Origin of the sequence: Levilactobacillus andaensis (assembly GCF_016861695.1) — a bacterium.
GTDB classification, from domain to species: domain Bacteria; phylum Bacillota; class Bacilli; order Lactobacillales; family Lactobacillaceae; genus Levilactobacillus; species Levilactobacillus andaensis.
In genome coordinates this window covers 358,660-373,622 of the sequence record NZ_BOLP01000004.1, presented here as the reverse complement: position 1 = coordinate 373,622, position 14,963 = coordinate 358,660, and the positions used below count along the sequence as shown (strand labels likewise).

Below are 14,963 nucleotides of genomic sequence, written 5' to 3'. Positions count from 1 at the left end.
AATTTGCCGTAACTATCCTGGAAACGCTGTTTATTTCGGTAGCGGTTACGTGTAAACTAGACAGTGAAACGGAGGTCAATGACGAATGATTAAGATGATTGCGCTCGACCTAGATGAAACTTTGCTCAACACGGATAAGACTATCAGTGAGGCCAACGCAGCTGCACTACGACAGTTACACACAGCGGGGATTAAAGTGGTGCTGTGTACTGGACGGCCAATCAACGCCATCTGGGGGTATCTAGAGCAACTGGGACTAACGACCACAGAAGATTACACGATTACGTTTAACGGGGCGTTAGTGATTCAAAATACAACGAAGGAAGCTTTAGCACAGAGTGGCTTGAGTCGTAACGACTTCAAACCGCTCCACGAATTTGCGGCGGCGCACGGCTACCCATTAGACGTGTTAGACTTCGACCAGGTTTATCCGGTCGCAGATCTGGCCAAGTCGGAGTATCAACAGATGTTGAAGGCACCGATGACGTTTACGCCAACGGCCTTTAACGATTTGCCGGACCACTTGTTCAGTAAAGCGGTGATGGCAACGGCGCCCGCGGTCTTAGACGACGTGGTCGCAAACTTAACGCCGGCCATGCACGAACAATATCACGTGGTGCGTTCACAGCCTAAGATTTTGGAATTCTTGGCGGCTGATATGGATAAGGCAGTTGGCTTGGGTCAATTGTTGACGCATTTCGGCTGGGATTTCAGTAATTTGATGGCATTTGGTGATGCGGAAAATGATCTGGGGATGATCAAGGCCGCTGGTGATGGGGTCGCCATGTTAAATGGTCAACCTGAAGTCAAGCAGGCAGCCAACCACATTACCCCTAAGAGTAACAATGAAGCCGGTATCGCCGCTTATCTGGAACAGGTCTTTACGGAACTTAAAAATTAACTCATGCATGTTGCTTGTGTTTAGATAGCCACTATGGCAGTATGTAAACAGATGAGTGGATGAATTAAAGAGAAAGATTTGAAGGAGGATTTTTGGTATGAAGCGTTTTTGGATTAAGTTAGGATTAGTCGTTATGGCAGTTGGCACATTAGGTGGCGTAGTTTCACCAAGTGTTGCTAGTGCCAAGACGAAGGCAAAGCCTACTTTCACGAACACCGATTTAAAGCGTTATTACAAGAGTGACAAATCAAAGACGGCCTTTTACTTTAAGACTTACAAGAGCGGTAAGAAGACCGGTCAGATGTTGATCTTCGGTGACTTTGGCGCAACGCCTAATGTAAAATACGGGGTGCCAACGTCCATTAAGCTCAGCAAGGACAAGCGGACATTGACCACCAAGTATAAGTTGATCAAGTTCACGACGACCGATGGCCAGACGACAACGTCATTGACTAAGACCGTTTACACGTTCAAATTGACCAAGAAGACCAGCACGACCTTCACGACTAAGCTTAAGGGTACCAAGGCCAGTCGGCGTTTAGGCACGACGGGGACGACTTACACGTACACTAAGGTCAAGAAGAGCCCAGCTCCAGCCTACGCCAAGAAATACGTGAAGCCAACGTTGTACAAGCAATACTTGAAGGCTTTCGCAGATTCTGGTGCTTTAACTGAAGAACAACAAGAAGAATACGCCACGAAGTACGCCGACCAAGGGGTAACTACCATGGTCAATAACTTCAACTACAGATCATAATTAGTACAAAAAGCGCCGTCACGGTTGTCGTGGCGACGTTTTTTGATGCGTAGAAATTGAATAACTCTGATGGTATTGCGGCGGTCAGAGATTGCGAGTCTGGGACAAAATTTGGGTATCTCCAAATTTATATTGCTGAAACGGGCAACCCAAGGCAATGGATTCCGCTTAAAACTGATAACCAAACAATCTGAGCCGGGATTATTCGGTTATCAGCCTTAATGCTCGTCAGCTAATCGCCTTTTGTTTCACTCTTTTCTAGCTAGCAAAGATGCGAATGGCACGGTAAATGTTATACAGATAGAGTCCCACGCCAATCAGGACAAGCAGGGCAGTAACCAGAAAGCCACCGCCGACCAGTAGGCGACTGCTGACGCCAGTGAAGATGGACATGCCACCTAGTCCTAACATTAAGATGATAAAGCTGATAAAGGGCAGTAGCTGGAGAACCAGCGCGTGACGGGCCGACCGGCGAACATCCGGGGCCAGCGGCGTGAAGGCACTAATGATCAGAACCAGCAGGGGAAAGCCAACCGGCATGAAGATGACGCTGAGGTAATTCAGGCCGTTAATAACACGATGTTCAGGTTGAATGGTGGGTTGCAAGGCAGGCGCCTCCGTTTCGTTTGAGATTTTCTTTACAGTTTAGAGGATTTTACAATCAGAGTAAAGCCGTTCGACCGAAGGATATCAAAAAGACGTTCGCTAGGCGAGCGTCTTTTTGATAAGGCATAAACCGTTTTACCACCACGGATTAACCGCTGTCCCATCATCAAGGTGGGGCTAGCGGTCAACCAGGGGATATCATGTCGATTTAAGTCTACTTGTTAGCTTTGAACAATGCAGTTAAGTAGTTCATGAAGACCTTGAGGTAACGGTCCTTGTCAACCATAACGGCAACCTTAACGTTTGTAGGTTCGTTCAGGCGGTTATCGTCACCGATAGTCCGGCCGTAGGTTTCCTTGTTGTAGTTAACAACCATGTTCAAGTCGATCGTAGTCACGAAGCTAGGGTCCAAAGCAACCCCAACAGCTAGTGGGTCATGCAAAGCACAGCCACCCAAGTTGTCGTTGAATTGCTTGTAGGCTTCGATGTAGTAGTCAACGATGTCGGCAAATTTTTCACCGGCAACCGTGCCTAATTCACGCCATTGCTTGGTTTCCTTCTTAGTTAAGAGGGTCCGCAGCGTCACGTCCAACCCAACCATCGTTGAATGAAGTGGGCTAGTCAAAACGGCGTTAGCAGCTTCAGCATCTTGGTTGATGTTGGCTTCAGCGTAAGCCGTCACGTTACCAGGCATGGTCAAAGCACCACCCATGAAGGTCATGTTGCCGATTTCGTTGGCGATTTCTGGTGCTTTCTTCAAAGCAGCAGCCAAGTTGGTCATTGGACCAGTTGGGACCAAAGTCAGGTCCTTGCCGTACTTATGTGCGGCGTCGATGATGAAATCAACACCGGATTCTTTTTCGATAGCACGGGTTGGTTCTGGCAATTCAACTTCACCAATACCATTTTGGCCGTGAATGTTTGCACTAACTTCCATGCGGTCGAAGTGATCTGAAGTTGATGAATGGCTTTCGCCTAAGTATACTGGAATGTCGGTGTGGCCCAATAATTCCAAAATCTTCAATGCGTTTTGGCCACCGGCTTCAACGACAACGTTGCCGTAAGAGCCAACGATCCCGATCAAGTCAACATCAGGAGCACCTAATGCGTATGCGATTGCAAGAGAATCGTCAATACCAGTATCCAAGTCCAAAATCATTTTGCGTTTTGCCATGATATATTGTCTCCCCTTTGATTCTTATTTAAGCTATAAAGCCTACTCTAACTATAATGTAACTGGTTACATTTAGCAAGCTCACTCGCACACCAAGTTGAAGCTGACCCGACTTCAAGGTAAGATAGGGAACAGGTTTCCCCTGTTTTAAAGGGCATTACGGGTTAGACACGAACAATAAAAAAATAATTAGTGGCACTGGCGATAGGTAAAACTAAGCGGGGAAACGGGCTTCATTGGGAACGGTGGGTCAAAAACCGGACCATAGTTAACCGGGAATTTCAGGTAACTGACTTGCTCATTACCATACTTACTATCGATATTATGCAGTCAAATTAGGGATGAGAAAAGTTTAGTCGGTAAAGCGGCTAAGTGTTCTTGAATTGACGCCAAGCATGGTGGAATAGTACATTTAGAGTTGAACTATTTTGCAGCGGTCTGCAGGACATTTGGCGAGTTAGCTAAAGTTCATCTTATCAGTAGTGGTAGAACGTATGCCAAGCCGGAGGAGGCCAGGGATGGAGCCGGCCGTGATAATTGTGTTGGCTGGCGTTCTTTGCAAGCCTACACAATGGGCGATTTGTAGACGCGGAATTTTCGTGGCTTCAAATCGAGCGAGAAGACTGGCGATTTTCCAGGCTGAAGTGTCCCCACAGCAGGTGGAATCCCTGGCAGCCGCAGTGCGACAAAGTCTAGCAAGTTTTTAATCAATTTAAAAAAGAAGAGATGAAGGGGGATTAAGGTAATGGCCGATAAAGAGACCGTGAAGCCGCTCAAACGACGGTTTCAATACCATAATCATTTATTAGATGATGCAACAAAGGAAATGAACGAGTGGACCGGTGAGAACAAGGTCGTCGAGATTCACTTATTCTCCATGTTCACGGAAGTTTTTAAGCCGCATGACCTCGATGACGCCGAGGCCTTATTCATTGTCGGCACGAAAGAAACCACGCCCTCGCTGGAAGCCGTCTCGGCGGCACCGGTGAAGCCCTGGTTGTTTTCACGGGTCTTTGCGGTCCTTGGCGCCAGCTTTGTCTTACTGGCCATGCTGTTCCTGGTCTTCCGCAGCAACAATGCGGTACCGGGCATGATTTTCATTGGGTCACTGACCGTGCCGTTTTCCTTACTGATCATGTTTTTTGAAATCAATGTCTTCCGCAATATTTCGGTCTATCAGTTGATGACGGTCTTCTTGGTCGGGGGGATTCTTTCCCTGGTCGCAACGATGATTCTGTATTCGCTGATTCCATCGGGTAATGGTACATCGTGGGAGTCGGCATTGATCGTCGGTTTTATCGAAGAGACCGCCAAGATGCTAGTGATTGCGGCCTTTATCAACCGGTTCCATCTCAATTACATCTTTAATGGTTTATTGGTGGGCGCCGCCATCGGGGCCGGATTCGCGGTCTTTGAAACGGCTGGCTACACCGGACAATATGGCTTGGTCACGCTGCTGATGCGGAGCTGGCAAGCCATCGGGACCCATACCATTTGGTCAGCCATCATGGGGGCCGCCATTATTCTGGCCAAAGAGGGGCACCAACCCGTGACCAGAAGTAGCATGGTCAAGCCAAAGTTTCTTCGTTTCTATTTACTCGCAATCGCGTTGCACGCTATCTGGGACTGGAACGCCCCGTTTGCCTTGCTCGACATTCTCTATCTGCAACAGTGGCTGTTGATTGCCACCGGGTGGGTCGCCATCTTCGTGCTGATCAATGCCGGCTTGCGTGAAGCCCGGACATTGCAAGGTCAACGAATTCTGAAACGCACTCAGCTGGGCGGATAGAGGAAGCGAATCACTTTGACGTCAAGCTGCGGATTTTCGTGTAACAGCGAGTGTTGCGTTTGCCAAACGGGTCCCCGGACCTCTTCGTAGCGGTAACTGCCAACGCGACCGGCGACCAAATGACGGAGCGGCGTGACCGTGTTCGCTGGAACTTCGCTGTCATTGCCCACGGCCTCAATTTCCCCGGCTAAATTTAGAATGTGCAACTGAGGATAGTGGTACTTTAGCGGTTGCCGTTCGGGAAAATCGGCGCCAATGCAGACTAGGCGGCTGACCGTCACGGGCGCTTGGGGCCGGTGGTTCAGGTAGTCATAGGCAATCGTGCCGCCCGAGGAGTGGCCGACAAAATTGACGTGGGTGATGCCATAACGGTCGTGGAGTTGGTCGAGCACCATGATCAGCTGACGCGACTGGCGCAGGGCATGCGTGTTATCCTTAAAGATAACCGGAATCAGCGAGTTCGTGGTGATGGCGTGGTGTTGCTGCCAGGTGACACGACCATTTTGGCTGACGCGCGCGGTGAGCGGAAATGAGGCAAGGTGGGGCCGGTCTAAACTCAGAACCATACTGCGCATGGAGAGCCAGGCCCCACTATTTCCCGGTAAAAAGAGGGTCACGGTGTGCGTTTGGGGCACGTGAACTTGGTTAAGGACTTGCCAACGACTGTGCCACCGCCAACCGAGCCCACTTAATACGATTAAAATTGTCATCAAAACGGTGAGACCGCGACGATGTTTCACGGTGACCACCTCCTAAAAATTTAGAATGGAGTCTTTGCTCATGACGGAAAATTATGATATTACCATTGTTGGTGGCGGCCCTGCTGGCATGTTTGCCGCTTTTTACGCCGGCATGCACAATGCCAAGACACAGGTGGTTGAAAGTCTGGCAGAACTTGGCGGTCAAGTTAACGCGCTGTACCCGGAGAAGACAATTTTAGACGTTGCCGGTTTGCCAGCAGTTAAAGGCCGCGATTTAGTCGCCGCCCAGCAGGAGCAGCTTAAGCAGTTTCCGTTGACGATTAAGACGGGTCAGGCTGTCACTAATATTACACCGAATGACGCGGGCTTTACAGTTACGACGGCTAAGGAAACGACCCAGACACGTGCCGTCATCGTTGCGGTGGGGAACGGTGCCTTTACCCCGCGGAAATTAAATGTGGACGGGGCGGATGCCTTTGCTGGCAAGCAACTCTTTTATAGTGCACGGGACCTGGAGACATTTCGCGACCAAGACGTGATGGTTGCCGGTGGCGGTGACGCGGCCATTGACCAGGCGCTAATGCTGGAGCCCGTGGCGAAATCGGTAACGTTGCTGCATCGGCGGGCCCAATTCCGCGGACTGGCCCACATGGTCGACCTTTTAAATGCGTCGACGGTCAACGTGAAGACGCCGTACTTGATTCGGGACTTGCAGGCCGCTGGTGCACAACTCGATGTGACGTTGAAGCCAGTCGGGTCCGATGCGGAGATGGTCCATCAGGTGGTGGATAAGTTGGTTGTGAGCTACGGCTTCACTGCCGATCACCACGCGTTGGATGCGTGGGATGTGGATATGGCGGAAGATCACCGGTTGATTGCGGTGGATAGCACCATGGCTACCAGCGTTGACGGTATCTATGCCATCGGCGACGGGGTCATGTATCCCGGCAAACAACCGCTGATTGCGACCGGGTATGGCGAGGCGCCAATTGCGGTGCAAGCCATCATGAGCAAATTCTTCCCCGACCGCCGTGGCCCGGTCCACAGCACCTCTATGACTAAACAATAAAACAGTTTCGCCTAAACACCAAAGAAGCTGACTGTTCGATTTAAAGATCGAACGGCCAGCTTCTTTATCTTTGTTGACGCACTGCGGCTGCCAGGTGTGGGGACCAGGAATCAGACCTCTTAACAGTTGGGGAAAACGGACTACACGGAATTTTTGGTAGCTCTCAGACTAATCCACAGCCAGAGTCAATTAATAAGTTATAAACAGGGTAGAACGGGGTTTTCCACACGATTTCACTGGGAATTTGAAAAATAAGTGCATAAGGTCGTACAAACTGTGATTATTATCACCTAATCAGTGGATAAACAGGAACTTATGCACAATTGCTTGTTGAAAACGCAATTGACTGTCGGCGTAAATCCTGTGCATAACCAATCTTTGTGGATAACTCAACCTCAGCCGGAGGAAGCCAGGGACGTAGCCAGCTGTGTCGACGGTGTTAGGCGGGGTTCTTTCCCGGCTTACAGCGTGGGACGACCTTGGAGACACGCGGTCTTCGTGGCTTCAAGTCGAGGTGGAAGCCTTGAACTTTAGGCTGGAACCGGCCCCATAGCAGGCGCAGTCCCTGGAAGCCGCAGGCGGCCATTTTCCAACAACCTCGTCAGCAATGTAAAATTCAGTAATCAAAAAGCCGTCCAGCAAATGCTAGGCGGCTTTTCGAATGGTTATTTACCACTGGTATCGTCTTGGTTGGTGATCTTGATCCGGTTGGAATCGGTCGTCTTGTGGCCGAGTTCTGGCGCGTCCGTCTGGTAGAACGGTTGCGTGGACTTGTCACCGTTTCTGGAGAAGAGGCTGGTAGACTTCAAGCCTAGCTTCTTCTCGAGCTTCTCTTCCTTCTCAAGCCCGTCGGAGTAGTTATAGTCCGATGGGTCGACGGCGGTGAAGCCTTTAGGATGGAAGAAGCGCAGGAGGTTCTTTTGGTTCAGCGAGTCGGAGAAGTTCAGGCCTTGATTGACATGCTTTTGCATCTTATCAATCTTTTCCTTCAACGCGCCGGTCGGGTGAATTTCCTGTTGGGTCTTGTTACTGTAAATGTTGCCGTCGACCGAGGTGTAGTCTGGGCTGACCCAGTCACGGTTACGGAAGGCGACGACCTGATTGTGTTCCTTCGAGAAGAGGTCGGTCCCAAATTGAATATACTTCTTGGAATTCATCCCCATCAGGTGCATCAGCGTTGGCAACACGTCGATTTCGCCACCGTACGTGTGCTCAACCTTACCCTTCTTGTAGCCAGGCATGTTGAACATCAGTGGGACCCGTTGGAGCTGGGCATTGTCGTAATCGTCCCAGTCGTCTGGATTGACGCCGAGCAACTTGGCCAAGCTCTTATTTGACGAGTTGGAGATTCCGTAGTGATCCCCGTAGATCATCACCAGCGAATTCTTAGCCAGACCGGATTTCTTCAGGTAGGCGTAGAATTCCTTGATGGATTGGTCGAGGTAGTGGGCCGTCTTGAAGTAGTTATCGACAGTCTTGTCGCCGGTGTTGGGCGTCTTAAAGGTCGAGTCTTCCTTGTCCAAGGTGAACGGGAAGTGGTTCGTGACGGTCAGGTATTTCACGTAAAATGGTTGTTGTAAATGTTGCAGGTACTTCACGGAATCGTTGAACAATAGCTTATCCTTTAAGCCATAGCCCAGTGATTTGTCGCCAGAAGTATCGTAATAACTGGCATCGAAGAAGTATTGGTAACCGAGGTTCTTGTACGTGTTGCTGCGGTTCCAGAAGCTGGCCACGTTTCCGTGGAACACCGCGGTCGAATAACCGGCTTGATCAAAGATGGCGGGCGCGGCCTGGAAGGTGTTGTCGTTCCCCAACTGAGTGAAGAGTGACCCTTGTGGCAGGCCAAACGTCCCGGTTTCCAGCATCGTTTCGGCATCGGAAGTCTTGCCTTGGCCGACTTCATGGAAGAAGTTGTCGAAGCTGTAGGTGGACTTACTCTTATAGAGCTTGTTCAGGAATGGCGTGACTTCTTGACCGTTGACCTTCTTGTTGATCAAGAATTGTTGGAAACTTTCCAAGTGGATAATGATGACGTTTTTCTTCTTGGCAACGCCGTAGAGTTTTTTGTCTGGTGCGGCGTAATTTTTGTGCACGTATTTCAGAATTCCAGTCAGTTCGGACTTCTTGGCGTGTGATCGTAATTCGCTGGTGTGACCAGACTTGATGCCGTCATACACGGTAAAGGCGTCGAGTCCCAGGTATTTCACCACGTAGGTGCGGTCAAACGTCCGCGTCAGGAGCTGTGGCCGGTCCATTTCCCCCAGTGTCAGGTTAACGGAGAAGGCTAACAGCGCAGCGGAGGTGACGGCCAGGCCCACCCGTTTGTTAACTGGTCGGGGGTCGATGTAGATGCGCCGTGTCGCGATGAGCACGAGCACGACGACCAGGTCGAGCCAAAACAAAATGTCGTGCGGCGAGGTCAGCGCCAGTGAACTGCCGGACAGCCCCTGGTCGACCTTTGAATACCCGAGCATGGTGCTGACGGTCATGAAGTCGGTGAATTCCCGGAAATAAATGACGTTTATGTACAGCAACAGGGTATTGAGGATGTCAATTAAAAATAAAAAGGGGTAAAAGAAACGTGCCCGCTTGAAGTAAAGGGATAACCCGAAGAGCAGGATAGTCGTTGCGATGGGGTTCAGTAACAGAATCAGAAACTGAAACGGATCGCTTAAATTAAGCTTGAAGTCGACGAAATAGGCGACTAGAGTTTTCAGCCAAAACAGGACGACCATTAAGGTCACAAAGCCCATCCGGGTTCCTGTCCTGGCCCAGATTCTTTTGAAACGTTCCACGATATTTCGCTCCTTCATTAACACCAGTAATCGTCTCATTTTACCATAGATAGGTTAACTATACTAAAGGTTGAAAGTTTGTCTAACTAGGTTGCACTGCGGCTACCAGGGATTTCGCCTGCTGGAGGGACGTTGCAGATTGGGAAAATACCAGTCTTTTGGTTTGCATCCTTGGCCGCCTCCGGCTTAGACTCCCTTTTTTTGCGGTGTTGGTTAGGTTATATTTTAGTAATTCGACATTTGCCAGAGAACTACTACGTAAGCCGAGAGGCCGGCAGATATGGGCTCAGGCGCGTTCGCACCGTTCCAGCCCATAGCTGCTGGCCGGTAAGGCGATGAGACCGTCAATTACTAACTATAGTAAAAAGAGACATTTTGTCTATCCTAGCAAAGAACCGCCTGTGCTGGCAACTTTTGGCCGAAGTTTAGGAAAACTTTAAGTCGAATCGTTAAATTGTAACCGCTACCTTGGCATTCTTTGGTACACTAGAGCTAAAGGTTGAACGGACCTGATGACGATTTAGGAAAGGTGTGGCGTTAAATGGATAAGCAAGTAACCTTATACGTGGTACGGCATGGTCAAACGTACTTTAACATCTATAATAAGTTGCAGGGGTGGAGTAATTCTCCATTGACCGAAGCAGGCATTGCGGATGCCAAGGGTGCCGGTGAACGGCTCAGAGACGTCCAGTTCGCGGCGGCCTACTGCAGTGACACGACCAGAGCGGAACAGACCGCACGCACCATTTTAGCGGCCAATCAGTCCCAACCAGCAGCGCAACTGACCACAGCACCGTTCTTTAGAGAAGAATTCTATGGTTATTATGAAGGCACGGACATGGCGCAGGCCTGGTACGTGGCCGGGGCGCCGCATGGGGTCCCCACCTTTAAGGCCATCGAGGAGAAATATTCGATTGGCACGGCCAAGGACTTCTTGAAGGAGGCCGACCCGTTCCATCAGGCGGAAAATAACACCGAGTACTGGGCACGGGTGGACCAAGGGTTTGACCTGATTCGAAACAATGAGGCAATCCATGACGGTGATAACGTCTTGATGATCAGCCACGGCAATACGCTGTTGAGCCTGATGGAGCGTTATGGGCAAGACCAGTTTGACTTGAGTGAACGGCCAGCCAATGGGAGCTTGACCAAGCTGCTGTTGACACCAGATGACATTCAGGTCCTGAGTTACAATCAAAAAGATTAGAAATGAGGTTGGTTTGATGGAATGTAGAATGGCATGGGGGAAACTGAATCCCTGTTACGATGACGCCTTGGCAATTCGCAAGGAGGTCTTCATCGGTGAACAGGGCATCGACCCGAAAATTGAGTTAGACGGGACCGATGAGGATAAGATGCACTACGTCGGTTACGTGGACGACAAGCCCGTCACGACCGCACGCATCGACATGCTTGGCGGTAACCGGGTCAAGATCCAGCGGGTCGCTACGGTAGCCAGTGCCCGTAAACACGGGTACGCTGGGGAATTGATCAAACAAATCATTAAGGACGCCAAGAACTCTGACGTCGCCCATATCGAATTGGACGCTCAGCTAACAGCATTAGCGTTCTATGAAGAACTGGGTTTCAAGCCAGTGGGAGATCCCTTCGAAGAGGCCGGGATTCAACACCGGACGGCCGAGTATCAGGAAAACTAAATTATCATATCAGCATATGGTCGGTCGAGAGGTTATCTTGGCCGGCCTTTTTATATTGATAGATTGACTAAGAATTGTCGCACTGCGGCTGCCAGGGATTCCGCCTGCTGTGGGGACGCTTCAGACTGGGAAAAACCCAGTCTTCTCGCTCGCTTTGAAGCCACGAAAATCACGTGTCTTCAAAGTCGCCCGTGCTGTAAGCTGGCTGGTGAATCGCCAGCTAACACCACCTCCACGGCTGGCTGCATCCCTGTCCTCTTCCGGCTCTGATTGTGGTTTACCGCGACAACGGTTGGAAACTGTAGAAACTTAACGCTTTTAGTTCAATTGATAACGGCCGTTACAGTCATTATCCTTGTCGTCTAAGAACACTATGTAAGCCGAGAGGAGCACCAGATTTCCTAATTCTAGTCCTAAGTACAAAAAAACGTTGTGGCAAGTCAATTACTTGCGCACAACGTGGTAAAATTCAATCGTTCAATTTAATTCATCAGAGGCTGATAAAATGATTAGTTAGCATCGGTTGATGCTGAGTTGCTCGTTGAGACGCGGGCGTAACCAACAGCGTGCCACCATGGGGCGTGAACGGCTTCGCGAACAACGCCACGGTTTTGAGCATCGATCATCTTGCCGTTACCAACGTAAAGGCCAACGTGAGAGATAGAGTACTTGCTACCACCGAAGAAGACCAAATCACCCTTCTTGATGTTCTTGTAGCTCACGTGCTTCAAGGAGTTAAATTGTGCTTGGGCGGTCCGTGGTAACGTCACGCCAGCCCCCTTCTTGTAAACGTAGCCGGTAAAGCCAGAGCAATCAAAGGCAGTAGGACCAGTAGCGCCATAAACGTAACGTGCGCCCATATGAGCTTTGGCAACTTGGTAAATGTTACTGAAGTCATCTGAAGTAGCAGCTGAAGCAGTAGTCGTCGTAGTTTCGCTAACGGCGAAGAATCCGGTTAAAACTAATGCGAATGTTGCAATTGTCTTGATCACTTTTTTCATTTTATCTAGCACCCCTCATGAATTTTACAAGTACTAGAATACCAATTTAATGTGACAGGAATGTAACAAACCAGTTGCAGTGGCGTTAAATGTCTTAAACAAAACGTTACTTTTCGCAACAATACTGCTCAGTTGGTTAGAAACTTGCTATTATCTAACATGAATGGTAACTTATTTAACATAGATTAACGGTCATCACTGTCGGCAGAAAGTCCTAATGTTTAGGGGCGACAGCGCAAAATAATTTCGGAATCCAGAGTATTAAATTTAGAATGTTTGACGGTTAGTACGGAATTTATGATGACCCGTGACGGTTCTAAGGGAAGTGGAGGAGTACAAATTGGCACAATTTACAAATGAAATGCGACAATTCTTTGACGTGCAGCGTCTGGTTTTTCGTATCGGTGAGCTTTCGGCGATGACCGGGGTCTCAGCACGGCAACTGCGGTACTGGGAAAAGAAGAATTTGATCACATCTCAGGAACGCGAAGATGGCCAGCAAGCGCGAGTCTACACGTTTAAGACATTTATCGGCGTTTCCATGATCAAATATTTCTTGGACGAGGGCTACACGTTAACGGCCGCCGCTAAGCAAGCACAGAGTCGTAAGGACCGTATCGCTTACATCCATCACTTCATCAAGACCGGTTTAAAAGGGTTTGCGCAGATTGACGGAAAGATGGCCATCAACCTAGGGGCCTTCGATGACCATCAAACGCTGATGGCGCTGATGCCAGAGGACGATGGCCCGGTCACGTACCGGCTAGTCTCTAATGACGAGGCCCACCGCATGACCCAGGCAACACCTAACTAGAAAAAACGAGGCACCCACTTACCGATGACGTTCGGTGGTGGGTGCCTTTTATGTTACTAAGGGGTATCACATTACGGTTACTAGGAATTATTTTGACTTTCTCAGCAGCTTCCATTTGAAAAATAGTAACGCCATAGGTAGTGACTAGAGTTATCAAAAGTGGGACGTATAAGCCGAGAGGTCGGCAGATATGAGCTCAGGCGCGTCGTTCTGCTTGGTCAGCGTTCTTAGCTGGCCTAGCAGAAAACCAAGCTTGGAGACTCGGGTCTTTCGAGGCTTCAAGTTGTGTTCGCACCGTTCCAGCTCATATCTGCCGGCCAGTAAGGCGAAAGTCCCACTACCGTTGTCAAGGATAGGAAAGTCACCAAACAAACGGAATGAGTTCCTTCGTTTCTCGTTGATAGGCCGCGAAGTCAGCACCGTACTTGGCCGCAAGGTAACGGTCCGCCGTGGGAATGTAGGAGAAAACGAACAGTGCCAGCAACAGAACTGGCACCAATAGCGCATACGGGTTACCTGTCAGTAGCGCCAATCCCAGTACCCAAAGCACATCCCCGAAATAATTGATGTGAATCGCGTAACGAAAGAGTCCATCGCGGTACAATTTTCCCTGATTGGCCGGGTCGTCCTTAAACGGTTTTCGCAACAGTTCTGCAGTCGTGTTGAGGCCGCTACCAATTAGAAACAAGAGGATGCCCAGTACCATTGTAACCAGGTGTCGGCCACCGCCGAAAATTAAAAGGAGCGGGAAGCCGAGATAGTACAAGCCAAAGGCCAGACTATTTCCCAGTGCTTCAGCCCAACCAATGCCGCGTGGTAGCCACATGAACATCATGGCGTTGAGCCGCAGAAAGGTAATATCCAGGCAACTCACTAAGAGAACGGCCAGCAGATGGTCGGGTTCCCACTGAATGAGCCAATAACCGCTAATAAACAGGTAAACGCACTGGGCGAGCAGAATCAGAACTTTCGCTCCCGGTGCGGATTTTTGTCGACCGTACATGTTGATCACTCCAATTTTGATAGATTTAGCGTACCCCAATCGACGGAGGATGGCAAAGGGAAATCATGCTAGAACGCCGCAAATTAGGTCGGCTAATTTCCCCTTGAATGTATCTTCCCGATACACTATACTAAATCAACGAAAAGGGGTTAGGTGGATGTACGACTTATTCGTTTTAGGGCAATTAATGGACCAAGACATGACGGGGTACCAGTTGCGTAAGGCACTGACGACCGTGGTGGGAGCGGAACAAACGGTGAGTTACGGCGTGCTCTATCCATTGCTTGATCGACTGAACCAAGCCGGTGATGTGACGTTAACGACCATGGCTGGTCCGCGAGCCAAAAAGCAGGCAGGCATCACGTCACAGGGTCGCCGACACTTCCATGACTTAGTGTTAGAACCGGTCGCGGTCAACAAGCAAACGCAACTTGTGTTTCAGATTAAATGCAATTTTCTTCACTTGTTGGCGGTCCCTGAACAGCGGCGCGTGCTTCAGGACTTTCAGCGGTTCAGCCACTTTCAACTGGAAAATTTAGGAACGGCGCGTGGCTATTTGACGGCTAATCCGCGGATGGTCCCGACCGACGTGGCCGATGCCTTACAACTAAATCAATTATTACAACTGCGTGCGCAAGCCCAGGCAGACTGGATTGCCGCGCGACTAACAAACTTGCGTTAAGGGAGAATAG

The 14,963-nt window shown here is 49.7% G+C and carries 14 protein-coding genes; 8 read left to right on the top strand and 6 right to left on the bottom strand.

The window, feature by feature from the left end; translation table 11 throughout:
- Positions 1-85 precede the first annotated feature (85 nt).
- Both JUF10_RS04265 and JUF10_RS04260 read left to right on the top strand, forming a co-directional pair.
- Entirely contained in the window at positions 86-901 is an 816-nt protein-coding gene (locus tag JUF10_RS04265) for a Cof-type HAD-IIB family hydrolase (protein ID WP_203640974.1), read from the top strand.
- A 97-nt stretch (positions 902-998) separates the two neighbouring features.
- Positions 999-1,658 carry a hypothetical protein gene (locus tag JUF10_RS04260; protein WP_203640973.1) on the top strand — a complete coding sequence of 220 codons (660 nt, stop codon included), beginning with the start codon at positions 999-1,001 and terminating at the stop codon, positions 1,656-1,658.
- 258 nt (positions 1,659-1,916) lie between these two features.
- On the opposite strand, the gene JUF10_RS04255 is transcribed toward JUF10_RS04260, so the two are convergent.
- A complete protein-coding gene (locus tag JUF10_RS04255; protein WP_203640971.1) occupies positions 1,917-2,264 on the bottom strand; it encodes a hypothetical protein in 348 nt (115 codons plus the stop codon).
- A 214-nt stretch (positions 2,265-2,478) separates the two neighbouring features.
- A complete protein-coding gene (locus tag JUF10_RS04250) occupies positions 2,479-3,438 on the bottom strand; it encodes a nucleoside hydrolase (protein WP_203640970.1) in 960 nt (319 codons plus the stop codon).
- A 745-nt stretch (positions 3,439-4,183) separates the two neighbouring features.
- Here JUF10_RS04250 and JUF10_RS04245 point away from each other — a divergent pair.
- On the top strand, positions 4,184-5,227 hold the full coding sequence (locus tag JUF10_RS04245; protein WP_203640968.1) for a PrsW family intramembrane metalloprotease: 1,044 nt from the start codon (positions 4,184-4,186) through the stop codon (positions 5,225-5,227).
- On the opposite strand, the gene JUF10_RS04240 is transcribed toward JUF10_RS04245, so the two are convergent.
- Positions 5,212-5,967 carry an alpha/beta hydrolase gene (locus JUF10_RS04240; RefSeq protein ID WP_203640966.1) on the bottom strand — a complete coding sequence of 252 codons (756 nt, stop codon included), beginning with the start codon at positions 5,965-5,967 and terminating at the stop codon, positions 5,212-5,214. The two genes, JUF10_RS04245 and JUF10_RS04240, sit on opposite strands and share 16 nt — an antisense overlap.
- 40 nt (positions 5,968-6,007) lie before the next feature.
- Here JUF10_RS04240 and JUF10_RS04235 point away from each other — a divergent pair, with 40 nt between their 5' ends.
- Positions 6,008-6,997, top strand: coding sequence for an NAD(P)/FAD-dependent oxidoreductase (locus tag JUF10_RS04235; protein WP_203640964.1), 990 nt, complete (start codon positions 6,008-6,010; stop codon positions 6,995-6,997).
- Between the two features lie 665 nt (positions 6,998-7,662).
- Here the strand turns inward: JUF10_RS04235 and JUF10_RS04230 are convergent.
- Positions 7,663-9,813, bottom strand: coding sequence for an LTA synthase family protein (locus JUF10_RS04230; RefSeq protein ID WP_203640962.1), 2,151 nt, complete (start codon positions 9,811-9,813; stop codon positions 7,663-7,665).
- 523 nt (positions 9,814-10,336) lie between these two features.
- Here JUF10_RS04230 and JUF10_RS04225 point away from each other — a divergent pair.
- Both JUF10_RS04225 and JUF10_RS04220 read left to right on the top strand, forming a co-directional pair.
- Positions 10,337-11,002 carry a histidine phosphatase family protein gene (locus JUF10_RS04225; RefSeq protein WP_203640961.1) on the top strand — a complete coding sequence of 222 codons (666 nt, stop codon included), beginning with the start codon at positions 10,337-10,339 and terminating at the stop codon, positions 11,000-11,002.
- 16 nt (positions 11,003-11,018) lie between these two features.
- A complete protein-coding gene (locus JUF10_RS04220) occupies positions 11,019-11,453 on the top strand; it encodes a GNAT family N-acetyltransferase (RefSeq protein WP_203640960.1) in 435 nt (144 codons plus the stop codon).
- A 509-nt stretch (positions 11,454-11,962) separates the two neighbouring features.
- Here the strand turns inward: JUF10_RS04220 and JUF10_RS04215 are convergent.
- Positions 11,963-12,454: a C40 family peptidase gene (locus JUF10_RS04215; RefSeq protein ID WP_203640959.1), complete on the bottom strand. Its 492-nt coding sequence runs from the start codon at positions 12,452-12,454 to the stop codon at positions 11,963-11,965.
- A gap of 340 nt (positions 12,455-12,794) precedes the next feature.
- Here JUF10_RS04215 and JUF10_RS04210 point away from each other — a divergent pair, with 340 nt between their 5' ends.
- Entirely contained in the window at positions 12,795-13,268 is a 474-nt protein-coding gene (locus JUF10_RS04210) for a MerR family transcriptional regulator (RefSeq protein ID WP_203640958.1), read from the top strand.
- A 361-nt stretch (positions 13,269-13,629) separates the two neighbouring features.
- Here JUF10_RS04210 and JUF10_RS04205 read toward each other — a convergent pair whose 3' ends face one another.
- On the bottom strand, positions 13,630-14,271 hold the full coding sequence (locus tag JUF10_RS04205) for a DUF1295 domain-containing protein (protein ID WP_203640957.1): 642 nt from the start codon (positions 14,269-14,271) through the stop codon (positions 13,630-13,632).
- A gap of 157 nt (positions 14,272-14,428) precedes the next feature.
- Here JUF10_RS04205 and JUF10_RS04200 point away from each other — a divergent pair, with 157 nt between their 5' ends.
- Complete coding sequence (locus tag JUF10_RS04200; RefSeq protein ID WP_203640956.1) at positions 14,429-14,953, top strand: PadR family transcriptional regulator; 525 nt, start codon at positions 14,429-14,431, stop codon at positions 14,951-14,953.
- Positions 14,954-14,963 lie beyond the last annotated feature (10 nt).

Excerpts from the sequence above, each read along its gene's own strand:
- JUF10_RS04265 (WP_203640974.1), top strand. The coding sequence starts at position 86 with ATGATTAAGATGATTGCGCTCGACCTAGATGAAACTTTGCTCAACACG.
- JUF10_RS04260 (WP_203640973.1), top strand. The coding sequence starts at position 999 with ATGAAGCGTTTTTGGATTAAGTTAGGATTAGTCGTTATGGCAGTTGGC.
- JUF10_RS04250 (WP_203640970.1), bottom strand. The coding sequence starts at position 3,438 with ATGGCAAAACGCAAAATGATTTTGGACTTGGATACTGGTATTGACGAT.
- JUF10_RS04245 (WP_203640968.1), top strand. The coding sequence starts at position 4,184 with ATGGCCGATAAAGAGACCGTGAAGCCGCTCAAACGACGGTTTCAATAC.
- JUF10_RS04235 (WP_203640964.1), top strand. The coding sequence starts at position 6,008 with ATGACGGAAAATTATGATATTACCATTGTTGGTGGCGGCCCTGCTGGC.
- JUF10_RS04230 (WP_203640962.1), bottom strand. The coding sequence starts at position 9,813 with ATGAAGGAGCGAAATATCGTGGAACGTTTCAAAAGAATCTGGGCCAGG.
- JUF10_RS04225 (WP_203640961.1), top strand. The coding sequence starts at position 10,337 with ATGGATAAGCAAGTAACCTTATACGTGGTACGGCATGGTCAAACGTAC.
- JUF10_RS04220 (WP_203640960.1), top strand. The coding sequence starts at position 11,019 with ATGGAATGTAGAATGGCATGGGGGAAACTGAATCCCTGTTACGATGAC.
- JUF10_RS04215 (WP_203640959.1), bottom strand. The coding sequence starts at position 12,454 with ATGAAAAAAGTGATCAAGACAATTGCAACATTCGCATTAGTTTTAACC.
- JUF10_RS04205 (WP_203640957.1), bottom strand. The coding sequence starts at position 14,271 with ATGTACGGTCGACAAAAATCCGCACCGGGAGCGAAAGTTCTGATTCTG.
- JUF10_RS04200 (WP_203640956.1), top strand. The coding sequence starts at position 14,429 with ATGTACGACTTATTCGTTTTAGGGCAATTAATGGACCAAGACATGACG.